The organism is Peptoniphilus indolicus (assembly GCF_900454665.1).
Lineage (GTDB): Bacteria > Bacillota > Clostridia > Tissierellales > Peptoniphilaceae > Peptoniphilus > Peptoniphilus indolicus.
In genome coordinates, this window is the sequence record NZ_UGTH01000001.1 from 2,006,090 (window position 1) to 2,020,834 (window position 14,745).

A 14,745-nucleotide genomic window follows, 5' to 3' on the forward strand; every position below is an offset into this window, starting at 1 on the left:
CCTCACCTATTAAAAATTAATCCTATTTTTTCAACTATTTTTGTTTCATATGCCTGTAAAGCTTGTTTTGTTGCATTCCTAATAGCCTTGCTATCAGAACTTCCATGCGCTTTTATTACTATTTCTTTTATTCCAAGTAACAATGCCCCTCCAATTTCGCTGTAGTCTAAAGATTTTTTAGCTTTAATCATTAAACTTCCTACTTCTTTCAGCATTTCTGATGATAAATTGGCTTTTCCAACCAAACTTTCAAGCATTTTAGAAACAAAATAAGCTGTACCTTCTGTAGTCTTTAAAAGTACATTTCCTATAAAACCATCACAAACTACTAAATCACAAACTCCCAAAGATAAATCTCTCGCCTCTACATTTCCAATAAAGTTTAATCCTGAATCTTTAAGTAGAGGATATACAGCCTTTGTTAAAGTATTCCCTTTGTGTTCTTCAACACCAACATTCAAAAGTCCTACTCTAGGATTTTCGATTCCATTTATTTTTAAATATTGGTCGCCCATCTTTGCAAATTGTAATAATAAATCTTCACTACAATCCATATTCGCACCAGAATCTATAACCAATGTAGAACCTTTTAAATTAGGTATAGAAGTTGGTAACACAGCTCTTTTTACATTATCTATTCTTCCAATTATAAATAGACCACCAGCAAGTAATGCACCTGTACTTCCTGCCGATACAAAAGCATCATATTTTTTTTCTTTTAAAAGACTAAGTCCAACTACTGTAGAAGAGTCTTTCTTTTTCCTAAGAGCAAAAGCAGGTTCTTCATTGTTTTCAATATTCTCGCTTGCATTTACTATTTCAGCTTTTTCATTTAATTTATTAAGCGAACTTCTTATAGAATCTTCATTTCCTACAAAAGCTATTTCAACTCCAAGTTCGTTTCTTGCATCTATAGCTCCTTTCACTATTTCAAAAGGTGCATTATCTCCTCCATTGGCATCGAATAATATCTTCAAGCTACCCCTCCATTCTAAAATAATATATAGTAAATATTATAAAAAATCAATTTCATTTTATAGATTAACCGCACTTATATTAAATATTTTTTAAGTTCCACCATAAATTCAGTTTACATTATAAATGCTAACATTAGCAATAAAAAACCGCTATTCACTAAAAATTAGTAAATAACGGTTGAATTTATGGCAGGGGTAGCAGGACTCGAACCCACGGCACTTGGTTTTGGAGACCAATGTTCTACCAACTGAACTATACCCCTACAACAAAAAATATTTTATCAAAAATTTAATAATCTTTCAAGTATAAATTTTCCAGTTAATATCTTTATATGACAAATTAGAAAATCTATACTTGAACCACTTTACTTACTTAATTCATCTTCTATAAATTGTCTAAACTTTTTCAATGCATTTGACCTATGACTTATTTTATTTTTTTCTTCATTTCCAAGTTCTGCAAAAGTTTTATCATATCCTTTTGGAACAAATATACTGTCATATCCAAATCCTGCATCACCTTTTTCTGATTTAATTATATCACCCTTGCATACTCCTTCAAAAAATATTTCTTCATTATTTTCGCCAATATAAGCTATTACTGTTTTAAATTTAGCTTTTCTATTACTAGATTTTTCTAAATTCTTAAGAAGTAGTTTTCTATTTTCTGTATCATTATGGTCAAATTTTTCATTATACCTAGCTGATTTTACACCGGGTTCTCCATTTAACTCATCTACAAAAAGTCCTGTATCATCTGCTATAACTGCATAATTTGTATATTTTTTCATCTCTACAGCTTTTAAATGTGCATTACCTTGCAATGTATCAGAGTTTTCTTCAACTTCTAAATTTGATTTTAAAATTTCAGATTTAGTTAATATCTGAACATCTAATCCTTCTAGAATTTTGTTTATCTCTTCAACTTTATGTGCATTGTCTGTTGATAAAACTATTTTTTTTGCTTTCTTAGTTGCTTTTTCTTGAATCTCAAATATTTTATTGAAAGATTCCTTTGATAAATCCAATAATTGATTTAATCTATCTAAAGAAAAAGGTCTACCTTCTGCTGTACCTTGAATTTCAATAAATTCAAATTTATCATTTATTACTAAGTTTAAATCTACATCAGCTTTCGAATCTTCTTTATAGCACAGGTCTACTAGATTTTCTCCATTGACTACCCCTACAGACAAAGCTGCAATTTTACTTATAATTGGATCTTCATTAAAAATTCCCTTTTCAATATATTTATCCACTGCTAATTTTAATGCAACATATGCTCCATTTATACTAGTTGTTCTAGTTCCCCCATCAGCAGATATTACATCACAATCAATCCATATTGTTCTCTCACCAATTTTTGAAAGATCTATAGCCTGTCTTAAACTTCTCCCGATTAATCTTTGTATTTCTTGACTTCTTCCGTCAATTTTACCTCTTGAAGAATCTCTAACTTTTCTTGTATCTGTTGAGCCAGGTAGCATAGAATATTCACTTGATAGCCATCCAGTATTTTTCCCCTTTAAAAAGAAAGGTACTTTATCTTCTATCATCGCTGTACATATAATTTTTGTATTTCCACATTCTATCAAAACAGAGCCATCTGGATGATTTAAATAATTGTTTTGTATTTTTATATTTCTCATTTCATTATTATTTCTATCTTTTCTCATATTCCCTCCAAAAAGAAAAGAGGTCGATGACCTCTCTTAATAGAATTTTAAGTTCTTGGTCTAACCATGATTTTATGTTGGTTAAAAACCTCTTTATTCCACATACTTATCTACATAGTTATTTATTCCCTGATAAACACCTTCAACTAATTTGTCTATATATTCATCATCTTTAATTTTATCTAACTCTTCTAAATTAGATAAAAATCCAAGTTCAACAAGAGCCGCTACTGTGTTGGTCTTATTTAATACTAAATAACTGGAACCATCTTTAACACCTCTGCTCTTTGCTCCTGTAGCTGATATTACAGCTCTTTGTATTTCTTGGGCAAAAGGTTTTTGCTCAACAGATTTTATACCAACAGTCTTTTCACTGGCATAAAAAGTTTCTACTCCACTAGCTTCTGTATTTACAGAACAATTGAAATGAATTGATAAAAATAATTCTGCTTCCGAATCATTTGAAATCCCTGCTCTATCCAAAAGTTCAATATATACATCACTATCTCTAGTCATTATTACTTCATAGCCCTTATCTTTTAATTTTTCAGATAATCTTTTAGCAACTTTTAAAGTAGGTACTTTTTCCATATACCCATCTTTACTAAGTCCACCACTATCCTTACCGCCATGACCTGCATCTAAAACTATTGTAACTTTACCTTTTTTCTTAAGAGTCTTTGAAATATTTCTCTTTTTTTGAGGTTCTACAAGTTGTTCTGCCTTATCAAGTTCTTTCATTTGTTTGAGTTCATTTTCTGACCTAAAACCATCTGTCTTTTTAGGTTTAACTATTATACCATTTTTTGTATCATTTATAGTCAATGCAGCAGCTTTTTTTTCAGAATTTTCCTTATCACTTGTTTTAGAATCAACTTTAATCTCTGTTTTAGTATTATTTTTAGATTCAGATGTCTCTTGACTTATAGGTTTAGCTTCTTTAGTAGTATTTACTATTGCAGTCTGAGATTCTTGATCCCAAGAAACTGAATATCCAAAAGTCTCTGATAAAAATCTTAGTGGTACCATTGTCTTTGTCTCGTATTTAGGAGTTGAGTACGTTGCAAATTTAGGTATAGAATCTTTTGAAATTGTATTTTTAACACTATTTATATAAATCACATCAGAGTCAATCTTCATCTTTATAGACTGCTTTTTATTTTCTATAGTAGCACTATTTGTTTTATTATCCCAAAATACTTTTGCTCCTAAGCTTTCCGTAAGCTCTCTTATAGGTACAAAAGTTCTACCACCTATAGTATAAGCCGTATAATCAACTTTTAAAATTTCTCCATTAACTTTTACATTAACTTTATTTACTTGCGCATTTTTATTATCAATTTTTATATTAAGTACGTTGTTAGCATAAATATTTGTCGGTATAAAAATAGAAATAATAAACACCAATAATATAATTCGTTTATATTCCATAATTCCCCCTTACTCTATAATTTATACCACTTATCAAAAACTTTTTCAAATATTACTTAAAGTATCTTGTATAGCTCATCCACTGTTGTATTTTCTATTAACTCATTCACTTCAGATATTACTTCTATTCCACTTCCCTCAGCAACATATCCTATGTTAGTTACTTTTATATTTTCATACTCACATTTTGACTTGAAATTTTCAAAATCCTTTTCACCAAAAACCATAATTAATGAACCACTTGAGATAAGCCTGTATGGATCTAAAGAAAGTTCACTACAAATTTTTTTACTCACTTTTTTTAAAGGAATTCTTTCTTTCTCAATAATAAATTTTTTCTTTAAGAACTCACTGCTTTCCCAAAGAGCACCATATACACCACCCTCTGTTATGTCATGCATAAATTTAACATTATTTTCTTTTGCTAGCATTGCCTCTTTCACGATAGAAATACTTTCTCCCATCTCATCTATTTCTTTAATTTCCGTTTCAGTTAAATTTAATAAACCCTTCTTTTCGTTTGTCACTATATATGTGCCTTCCATTGCTATATACTTAGATACACAAACTATATCTCCATTTTTAACTAATTTTTTATTTAGCACAGAATTTCTATTTAACTTTCCAACCACAACCGATGTCACTATTATCTTATTCACAGCATCAGTTATTTCTGTATGTCCGCCTATTATGTCAATATTCATTTTTTTACATTCATCGCTAGCTTCTATCATTACTTCTTCTAAATCTTTTAATTCACAGCTTGGTGGAGCTAAAACACTGAGTAATATTCCAACCGGAGTAGCTCCTTCTGTTGCAACATCATTACAAGATATATTTACAGATAGTTTACCTATTCCACAATTAGTCCCGGTAATTGGGTCTACTGATAGAACCACTAAATCATCCTTTAAATCCAAAACTGCTGTATCTATTCCTATATCTGATTTTTTCAAAACTTCTTTTCTACAATTTGAAATGTGTTTAAATATATGCTCTTTTAATTCATCATCTGTTAACTTACCTATCTTCATCTAAATCCCTCAATCCAACTTCAATTTCAAAATACAAGTATCCATTTCTTACAGAACTTGAAATCAGCTTTATATTTTTTTGTTTTTTTAGCAAATCTTCTAAAACTGCTGTAGAATTTGCAGCTCCTTTTATTGTAACTCTATTTTCTAAAAATTTATATTCCTCAAAAAATATATCAGTATTACTTATATTTTCAAAATTCTCAACTAATGATTCAAACTTTTTATTGTATCCTTCAATCCCTTTTTCATCTTTTTCTCTGTCATCTTTTAATGTAGTGTTTTTATCTTTTTCTAAAGCTATTTCTTTTAAAGAATTTGAAAACTCCGTTTTTAATTTATTTTCTCTATTATTTAATAAAATAAATATGCATAGATTTAATAAAATTAATGCTCCAATTATTAAAAATATATTCACGCTATTTTTATTTTTACTCTTTATAAAATTATTTTTTAAATTTATATCATCAATCTCTAAATTTTTAAAAACATATTTTTTTGATAAACTCTCTATTGGCAAGTCTCCAAAGTATACGTATTGTTTTTCACTTGCAAATCTATCAAGCCAATTAATTCTTTCATATTTGAGATTTTGTAATAACTCATCAAGTTTTTCTACTATATCACTATCTATTCCAACAAACTTTTTCAGATATAAATTTGAAATATCTTCACCACTTAAATCATACATTTCAAATTTTTTTGCCAATTCATTTGAGAATATTTCCTTTTTTAAACCATTTTGAATAACTTTTATTCTATTTAACGAATAATTTATATAATTATTTTGAATTAAAACATCATCTATGTAGAATACTCCTTCTAATTTTAAGTTTAAATTTTTTGCTAAATCTTTATATTTATCCAAAAAAGATTTAGCTACCAACCTTACGTTTACTAAATTTTCATCATATTCATATGTAAAATCATATTCACTCATATCTGTAGGCACTAATTTTTGTAGCTCATAATATATATACGACTCATACTCATCTTTTTTTATATTAGATACATCTATATCAAATTTTAAAAACTTAGATGAATTTACTAAAAATAAAACTTTATTTTTTATGTTTAAAGTTTCAATTTTTTTCTTCATCAAATAATATACATAGTTAGTATCTAATATTTCTCCATTTTCTATCAATTGAGGATACAAAACTATCTCATTCCTAAAATTGTTTAATATAAATATTTTTAAATCTTCAAATAAAAAAATTGTGCGTTTATTCATAATATCACCGTAAAAATTGCCATAGAAATAAATGGACAAAATGCGAATTCAAATTTTCTATCTTTTTTGTAAATAAAAATTAGTATTAAAGCATATATTGCAGCAAGTATAAAACTATTTCTAAAAATTAGAAATCCATCCATATATGTTTTTGCATAAAAACCACTTATAAATCCCAATATGACATCAGCTTCTCCCATAACCGAAAATCTAGTAAATATATAAAATATTCCTCCTATTACACAAGAAACTAAAATTGAAACAATTGCTTCTCCTTCAAACAAATTTAATAAACTAATTCCAAATAAAATGCATAAATCTACAGAATATACTTCTTTCATTTTGAAATCAGTAAATGAAATACTTAATAAAAGTAATATTTGCGATAATAATATTATAAAATTATAGCTTAAACCATATTTAATATATGCCAATATAAAACAAATTGGTGTTATAATTTCATATAAAAAATTTATAAAATCAATTTTTTCATTGCAATTTGAGCACTTTCCTTTTAATAAAATAAATGAAGCTATAGGTATATTTTCAAAAGGCTTTATTTTTGTATGACAACTTTCACATTCAGATTTTCCAAATATAAAAGATTTTATGTCATTCCTTCTATAATTGAAACAAGCTAGAGCCGATCCTGCTATAGCTCCTAATATAAATATTATAACTATCATTTTTCTACTGAGACTAATTGGTCTCCTTCTATTTTTACTTCTCCGGGAGTAACTGTAACATTACCATTTTTATCTATAGAAACACTAAATGAGTCTTTCTTAAGTGCTTTAACTGGTTTAGGAAACTTGCCTTCAAAATAAGGCGTCAAATTTTCTTGAGTTATTGCTCCAGTCGATTCCGGATTTTCAATCGAATACATTACTGCAGCATTTTTTAATTCTTTTACGTTTAAATTGTGTGCTGCTGCTTGTGCAGATAGATTTGATTTAGTAAATCTAGGAATAGCTATTGCCACTAAAATCAAAAGTATGGCTATTACAACTACTAATTCAACCAATGTAAACCCCTTTTTCTTTTTTAAATTCTTCATAACTACCTCCTAACCAATATAGTTGACAACATCGAACATAGGAATTGCTATAGACAATACAACAAATCCAACAAAAATAGATAAAATAAGAATGATGATCGGCTCTATTAATGACAAAAACTTCTTTGAATCCATTTCTAATTTCTTTTCATAATAATCTTTCAGAGATTTAATAACTTTATCTACCGACGAAGCTCGCTCTCCTACTTTTAATATAGATAATGATATATTATCAAAAAATACAGATTCTTCTAATGACTTAGATAAATCAATCCCACTGTACAGTCTCTCTATAGATTTTTCTATTTCTTTTTTCATATGTAGATTGCTAATAGAGTCTCTTGTAATTTCTAATGCACTAGACATAATTACTTTTGAATTCAATAAAAAACTCATCATAGAAATAAAATTATGCTCTTGAATTACTCTATACAACTTAAATTTTATTAAAAATTTTTCAAATTTAAACTTTCCCGCTTCCGTTCTGAAATAAGTAAATAATGTTATTCCAACTAAAATTAATAGAGAACTTGTAATGAAAAAATTTGTTCTAAAAAAGTTTGAAAAACCTATTAATATTTTAGTTATTATCGGCAATTCTACCCCTGAGCTATAAAATATTTCAGTAAATGTAGGAAATATATATAAAACTAAAAAATTACTAATTATAATTGTTGATATAAATAAAATAATTGGATATGTAAATGCCGAATAAATTTTCTTTTTAAATATCTCTTTTTCAAAATAGTAGTTAGAAAGCTCTTCCAATATTAAACTTAAACTAGAAGATTCCTCACCTATCTTTATCATATTTTCAGCAAACTGTGGACAAACATTTTCATTGCCTAGAGATTCTGCTAAAGTAAAACCTCCAAGAATATTCTTGTACACATTCTTCAAATGTTTGGCTTTTTGTTTTTCATAGCTATTAGATAAAGTCAAAACCGCATCAGGCACATTTAATTTCGAATTTATCAAAATATGAAGTTGATAAAACATTATATACAAATCTTCATTTTTAAATTTTTTTGAAAATAAATCATCTAAATTTAGTTTAGATACAGGCTCTACTTTTATAATTCTCAAACCCATTGAAAGTAATTTTTCTTCACATTCCGATAAGCTAGCAGCCTCAATTTGGTTAATTAATCTTTTATCTCCATCTAAAGCCGTATATTTGTAAATCATAAATCACCTACTGATTCAACATTTTTATACACTTCATCTAAAGAAGTCAAACCACAATCTACCATTATTTCCAAACTATCTTTTAAAGAAACCATATTTTTAGAGCATAACTCTCTAAATTCTCTTAATGATACTTCTTTTACTATTGCTTCTTTCACCTCATCTGTTAATATTAAGATTTCAAAAACTGCAGTTCTTCCAACATATCCATTTCTACACTTTGAGCAACCTTTTGGTTTATAATGAGTCATTTCTTTAGAAAAAATATCAACATACTCTTCAATTGGTTCAGCACATTCACATAATTTTCTGACTAATCTCTGCGAAATAATTCCTATAAGTCCAGCTGATATTAAATAATTTTCTATTCCCATGTCTTTTAATCTATAGATTGCTGAAGGAGAATCATTTGTATGGATTGAGGACAGCACTAAATGTCCAGTTATGGCAGCTCTAAGAGCCGTCTGTGCTGTTTCTCTGTCTCTTATTTCCCCTACCATTATCTTATCAGGGTCAAGCCTAAGTATACTCTTTAATCCGTCATTAAAACTTCTGCCAAGTTCTTTATTTATTTCAATTTGATTTATTCCATCTATCTTATACTCAACTGGGTCTTCAACAGTTATAATATTTAATTCTCTTGAATATAAGTGATTTAAAATTGTATATAGAGTTGAAGATTTCCCGCTTCCTGTAGGCCCTGATACAAGAAGTAATCCATTTGGTTGCCTTATCAGTTTTTTAACTTTTTCAGCATCTTCTCCAAACAATCCTATTCCATTCATAGTAAAATCTACAGATGTTTTATCTAAAATTCTAAGTACAATTTTTTCTTGTAGTGTAGTTGGAATAATTGCGACTCTTATATCAACAGATCTATCTTCAGTTTTAAAAGAAAATCTCCCATCAAGTGGTTTATTTCTTATCGTATAATCTAAATTTGATATTACTTTTATCCTTGTAGATAACAAATTATAACTTGCTTTAGATATTTTACTAACATCCTGTAAAATTCCATCTATTCTAAGCCTAACAACAACTTCGTTTATTTTAGAATCAAAGTGTATATCAGAAGCTCCTTTTTCAAGTGCGTATTTAATTATATTGTTAAGAGCTATTGCCGCTTCTGAATCACTTTCAAATTCAAGCGAATTTAGATTATAGTTTGAATTTAAAGAAAAATTTAAGATGAGTTTATCTTCATCTAAACTATAAAATTCATTTCTCTTTAAATTTAATAACTTAGAATCAACAACTTCAAATACTATATTTTTATCGAATATAATTTTTAAAGCACTTTCAACATTTCCGTTTAACTCTTCTGTAAAAAAAGTAATACTATCTCTGTCTTCGTTTTTAAATACTACATTATATTTTTCAGAAATTGTCTTTGGAAATTTGACTATAAACTCATCTCTATTCATTTTTATTCCTCTGTTGTTTCCCTATAATCACAATTTTGATTGCTGCACTTTATTCGTTTTTTACCCTTACCTTCCATTTCTGTCAAAATAGAATCACATTTAGGGCACATTTTATCTATTGGTTTATTCCAAGTTACAAAATCACACTCAGGATAATTATCACAACCATAGAACTTTCTACCCTTTTTACTCCTCTTAACTACTATTTCTCCTCCACATTTAGGACATTTTACACCTATTTTTTCAACTAAAGGTTTTGTATTTCTACATTCTGGAAATCCCGGACAAGCTAAAAACTTTCCATATCTTCCCATTTTTATAACCATATTTCTGCCACATTTTTCACATATTACATCAGTTTCTTGTTCTTTTATTTCAACTTTTTCAATATTTTCTTCAGCTTTATCCAAGTCTTCTTTTAGCTTTGAGTAAAAAGAAGATATAACTTCTTTCCATGGTCTTTCTCCATCGGCTATCTCATCAAGGCTTGTTTCCATATTCGCAGTAAAATCTTTATTTATTAAATCAGAAAAATTTTCTGTCAAAATTTCATTTACTGTAACTCCAAGCTCTGTTGGAACAAGTTTCTTTTCATCAATCACTACATAATATCTTGAAAGTAGAGTAGAAATTATAGGTGAATAAGTAGAAGGTCTACCTATCCCATATTCCTCCAAATATTTAATCAGACTGGCCTCATTATACCTTGCTGGCGGCTGAGTAAAATGTTGGTTAGGAATAACTTCTTTAGCTTTTAATATATCTTCTTCGTTTAATTCGGGTAGTATATTATCCTTTTCATTTGAATAATTATATACCCTTAAAAAACCATCAAACTTTATTTGAGAACCTGAAGCTTTAAATATATTATCATTAGATAAAATTTCTAAATTCATTGTTGCATATTGAGCAGGCTTCATTTGAGAACTCACTGTCCTCTTCCAAATCAACTCATATAATTTAAATTGGTCTTTAGTTAAAGAATCTTTTATTAAATAAGGTGTTTTAAATACATCTGTAGGTCTTATACATTCATGAGCATCTTGTACATTAGAGCTCTTATTTTTACTCTTATGAAACTCAAGATATTCTTTACCTATTTCTCCATTTATATAAGCTTCTATTGTTTTCAAAGCTTCATCACTTATTCTAGTTGAGTCAGTTCTCATATATGTTATCAAACCAACTGAACCAACTTTAGGTAAAGTTACCCCTTCATATAAGCTCTGTGCAACCATCATGGTCTTTTTTGTTGTGAACCCAAGTTTTTTAGAAGCTTCTTGCTGCATAGTAGAAGTTGTAAAAGGATTGTAAGGATTCTTCGACCTTGTCCCTTCTTTTATAGAATGTACTATAAAATTTTCCTCATCTATTGTTCTTAAAATTTCCTTAGTTTCTTCTTCATTCGCTAATTCAACTTTTAAACTTTTACCATTTTTAAATTTACCATAAAATTTGGTTTCAAAAGATTTTCTACCTTTTTTTAATATTGCTTCTATAGACCAATACTCTTCTGCTATAAATTCTTCAATTTCTCTTTCTCGGTCACATATAAGTTTTAAAACCACAGACTGAACTCTACCAGCTGATAAACCACTTTTAACTTTTTTCCAAAGTAATGGAGATATTTTATACCCTGCTAATCTATCCAAAACTCTTCTAGCTTGTTGGGCATCTACTAAACTTATGTCAATACTTCTCGGTTTTTTAATATTTTCTTTGACAGTATCTTTTGTTATTTCATTAAAAGTTACTCTTATCGGCTTATCTGGGTCTAGTCCTAAAATATAACTTAAATGCCAAGATATAGCTTCTCCCTCTCTATCGGGGTCAGTTGCCAAGTATATATTGTCACTGTCTTTAGCTTCTTTCTTTAATTCCTTTATTAGAGGACCTTTGCCTCTTATGTTTATATATTCAGGATCAAAATTACCTTCAACGTCAATTCCCAGTCTACTTTTAGGCAAATCTCTTATATGTCCAACTGATGCCATGACTTTATAATTCTTACCTAACATTTTCTTTATTGTCTTCGCCTTTGTTGGCGACTCTACAACGACTAAATTCTTAGTCAAATCAACACTTCCCTTTAAGTATTTTCTTAATCTTTTTATTCATCATATCAAACTACATAAATTCATACAACTTAATTTTAAATATAAGTTGTTAATTGTAAAATGAAATTGAACTAAAAAAATCCCATAGTAAATCACATTTGGTATAATTGATTCACCAAAAACAAAAAAAGGCTCTATAATATCTGTTGGGGAGTAAATCTCTAACAGATATTTTTGTATAAAAAAGCTCCTACGTTTGTAGAAGCTTTGACTGTTAATTCCTTTTATTTAATTATATTATATTATTTTCTTTTCTTTCACCATAAATTCCTTAATTAAATCTATATTTTCTTCCTTAATCTAAAGGAATACTTTATAATACTAATATCCGTTAAACAATAGATACAATTGTGTGATTTAATGTAGTATAATAATATTATGAAAGATATACAAAAACAAATTCAAGAATTAGAAGTAGACCTCAAAAAAACTAATAACAAAAGAGAATATATAAGGATTAAAGCCATAATACTAAAACTTAAAGGCAACAGTGCCAAATCCATATCTGAAAAATTAGATGTTGGAAAATCTACAGTATTCGCATGGTTAAAAGCATACAGAGAAGATTCTGTAAACGCATTAAAAAATAAAAAAAGACAAGGCAATCATAGAAATCTCTGCTTTGAAGAAGAAAAAGAATTCCTAAAGCAATTTGAAGAAAAAGCAGAAAGTGGACAAATAGTAACAGCCAAAGAAATAGAAAAAGCATATGTAAAGCTTGTAGGACATTCCATAGGAACGGGTCAAATATATAGAGTACTAAAAAGACACGGATTTAGAAAAATAATGCCAAGAAGTAAACATCCTAAGAAAGCAAGTAAAGAGGTCATAGAGACCTCAAAAAAATTAACAGCAGATCAAAAGAACTTAGAAACGTTAACCCGGATAAAAAAGTAAGAATAATGTTCCAAGATGAAGTAGGATTCGGTCGCATAAATAAGCCGAAATACTGTTGGGGTAACCATAAAATAAGACCATCAGTACCTTGTCATCATTTAAGAGAATACAGATATACTTATGGAGCAGTAGAACCAACAACAGGAGAAAACTTCTTTTTAATATTGCCGTATTGTAATACAGCCTGTACGAACATATTTTTAAAAGAACTCTCCAAAACCTATAAGAATGATATGATACTACTAGTATGTGATGGAGCAATATGGCATAAATCCAAAGGATTAAGAATACCGGAAAACATAGAAATAATGCATATACCACCATATACACCAGAAATGAACCCCATAGAACAGATTTGGAAACAAATTAGGACTATGGGATTTAAAAATGAATTTTTCCACACATTATCAGACGTAGTGGATATGTTGTGTGAAACGATAAATAAATTAACAAAAGAGATGGTTAAAAGTATCACCAATAGGGATTGGTTATATATATATAGATTTAATAGGATAATAGTATTAGGAACAGAAGCATGAACATGGACAAATTCATTATCCTCATTAAAACTATCAAAAACTACATCTTTAAAACCAAACAAATTCATGATATTATTATTTTGCACTTATATGTACCTCCAATCTTTGGTTTTGCTAATTAAAGTTTAGGACTAAATGCATATAAGTGCAATTTTTTTTACAAAAATATCTGTTAGAGATTTACTCCCCCAGATATTTTAGAGCCTAAAAAAGGGCCTTTCGGCCCAATTAAATTTATTCTTCTACTTCTAAATCTGAATCTTCAAATTCATCGTAGAATAAATCATCATAATCTTCATCGTATAGATCGAAGTCATCATCTTCGTCTTCGTCATATACATAATCTTCAAGATCTGATAAATCTTCATCTAGTAGATCAAGATATTCGTCCATATCTTCTTGTTGGCTTTGAATCTCTTCAACTAAATCTCCAAGTACATCAATAAGTTCAACTAAAATACGTCCTTCTTTTGAAGTTTCATCAATCTCGCATCCATCTGCTAGACCTTCTAGATAAGCAATTCTTGCTTTTAAGTTTTCCATAGTTTCCTCCTAATTCTCTAGATTATACTCTAGACATGTACTCCCCTGTTCTTGTATCAATTCTGATAACATCGCCTGTATTTACAAAGAGTGGAACATTTAGGGTAAATCCTGTTTCAACTGTAGCAGGTTTATTTCCACCTGATGAAGTGTCTCCTTTTACTCCCGGCTCAGTTTGTGTTACTTCTAATTCAACAAAGTTTGCAGGTGCAACTCTAAATGGTTTACCTTTATAAAAATTAATAACAGCTACATCATTCTCTCTCATAAAATTAAGAGCATCTTCTACTACATCTTTTTCCAATGGAATTTGTTCATATGTTTCATTATCCATGAAATAATAAAGTTCTCCATCACTATAAAGATATTGCATTTCTTTAGTTTCTATAACTGCCTTTTCAAATTTTTCTGAAGGGTTAAAAGTTGTTTCTCTAGCTCCACCAGTAAGTACTGATTTAATTTTTACTCTAACAAAAGCAGCTCCTTTTCCAGGCTTAACGTGTTGGAAGTCTATAATTTCATAAACATCTCCATCCATTACAAACGTAACGCCTTTTCTTAAATCACCTGCTGATATCATAAATTTACCTCCTAAATTTTCTCTTCATTTCATTATAACACATTACAA

Annotated in this window: 14 protein-coding genes and 1 tRNA gene; 2 read left to right on the top strand and 13 right to left on the bottom strand. The window is 28.6% G+C overall.

The window, feature by feature from the left end:
* Window positions 1-2: 2 nt before the first annotated feature.
* The 11 genes from plsX to topA form a co-directional block, all read right to left on the bottom strand.
* Window positions 3-977, bottom strand: a complete 975-nt coding sequence (gene plsX, locus DYE58_RS09700) for a phosphate acyltransferase PlsX (protein ID WP_115312261.1) — start codon at window positions 975-977, stop codon at window positions 3-5.
* Window positions 978-1,164: 187 nt separating this feature from the next.
* Window positions 1,165-1,240: transfer RNA gene (locus DYE58_RS09705), tRNA-Trp, on the bottom strand.
* Between the two features lie 102 nt (window positions 1,241-1,342).
* The gene (gene rph, locus DYE58_RS11705) at window positions 1,343-2,653 is read right to left on the bottom strand and encodes a ribonuclease PH (RefSeq protein ID WP_115312262.1); all 1,311 of its coding nucleotides are present in this window, start codon (window positions 2,651-2,653) and stop codon (window positions 1,343-1,345) included.
* Window positions 2,654-2,746: 93 nt separating this feature from the next.
* Entirely contained in the window at window positions 2,747-4,084 is a 1,338-nt protein-coding gene (locus DYE58_RS09715; protein ID WP_115312263.1) for an N-acetylmuramoyl-L-alanine amidase, read from the bottom strand.
* Between the two features lie 56 nt (window positions 4,085-4,140).
* Window positions 4,141-5,118, bottom strand: a complete 978-nt coding sequence (locus DYE58_RS09720) for an AIR synthase related protein (RefSeq protein WP_004821702.1) — start codon at window positions 5,116-5,118, stop codon at window positions 4,141-4,143.
* The gene (locus DYE58_RS09725) at window positions 5,105-6,352 is read right to left on the bottom strand and encodes a type IV pilus biogenesis protein PilM (RefSeq protein WP_115312264.1); all 1,248 of its coding nucleotides are present in this window, start codon (window positions 6,350-6,352) and stop codon (window positions 5,105-5,107) included. Before DYE58_RS09725 ends, DYE58_RS09720 begins: the two co-directional genes overlap by 14 nt.
* On the bottom strand, window positions 6,349-7,038 hold the full coding sequence (locus DYE58_RS09730) for a prepilin peptidase (RefSeq protein WP_115312265.1): 690 nt from the start codon (window positions 7,036-7,038) through the stop codon (window positions 6,349-6,351). The genes DYE58_RS09725 and DYE58_RS09730 overlap by 4 nt, the downstream gene beginning before the upstream one ends.
* Entirely contained in the window at window positions 7,035-7,409 is a 375-nt protein-coding gene (locus DYE58_RS09735; protein ID WP_004823560.1) for a type II secretion system protein, read from the bottom strand. Before DYE58_RS09735 ends, DYE58_RS09730 begins: the two co-directional genes overlap by 4 nt.
* Window positions 7,410-7,418: 9 nt before the next feature.
* The gene (locus DYE58_RS09740) at window positions 7,419-8,597 is read right to left on the bottom strand and encodes a type II secretion system F family protein (protein WP_115312266.1); all 1,179 of its coding nucleotides are present in this window, start codon (window positions 8,595-8,597) and stop codon (window positions 7,419-7,421) included.
* Complete coding sequence (locus DYE58_RS09745; protein WP_004821707.1) at window positions 8,594-10,021, bottom strand: GspE/PulE family protein; 1,428 nt, start codon at window positions 10,019-10,021, stop codon at window positions 8,594-8,596. Before DYE58_RS09745 ends, DYE58_RS09740 begins: the two co-directional genes overlap by 4 nt.
* Before the next feature lie 2 nt (window positions 10,022-10,023).
* Window positions 10,024-12,096 (bottom strand): type I DNA topoisomerase, encoded by a 2,073-nt coding sequence (topA, locus tag DYE58_RS09750; RefSeq protein WP_004821709.1) that lies wholly within the window; start codon window positions 12,094-12,096, stop codon window positions 10,024-10,026.
* Between the two features lie 420 nt (window positions 12,097-12,516).
* Between topA and DYE58_RS09755 the strand changes: the two genes are divergently transcribed.
* Entirely contained in the window at window positions 12,517-13,035 is a 519-nt protein-coding gene (locus DYE58_RS09755) for a helix-turn-helix domain-containing protein (RefSeq protein WP_115312267.1), read from the top strand.
* Window positions 13,036-13,040: 5 nt separating this feature from the next.
* Window positions 13,041-13,574 carry an IS630 family transposase gene (locus DYE58_RS09760; protein WP_115312268.1) on the top strand — a complete coding sequence of 178 codons (534 nt, stop codon included), beginning with the start codon at window positions 13,041-13,043 and terminating at the stop codon, window positions 13,572-13,574.
* 234 nt (window positions 13,575-13,808) lie between these two features.
* Here DYE58_RS09760 and DYE58_RS09765 read toward each other — a convergent pair whose 3' ends face one another.
* Window positions 13,809-14,117, bottom strand: coding sequence for a CD1247 N-terminal domain-containing protein (locus DYE58_RS09765; protein WP_004821711.1), 309 nt, complete (start codon window positions 14,115-14,117; stop codon window positions 13,809-13,811).
* Window positions 14,118-14,139: 22 nt separating this feature from the next.
* On the bottom strand, window positions 14,140-14,697 hold the full coding sequence (efp, locus tag DYE58_RS09770; protein ID WP_004821712.1) for an elongation factor P: 558 nt from the start codon (window positions 14,695-14,697) through the stop codon (window positions 14,140-14,142).
* Between the last annotated feature and the right edge of the window lie 48 nt (window positions 14,698-14,745).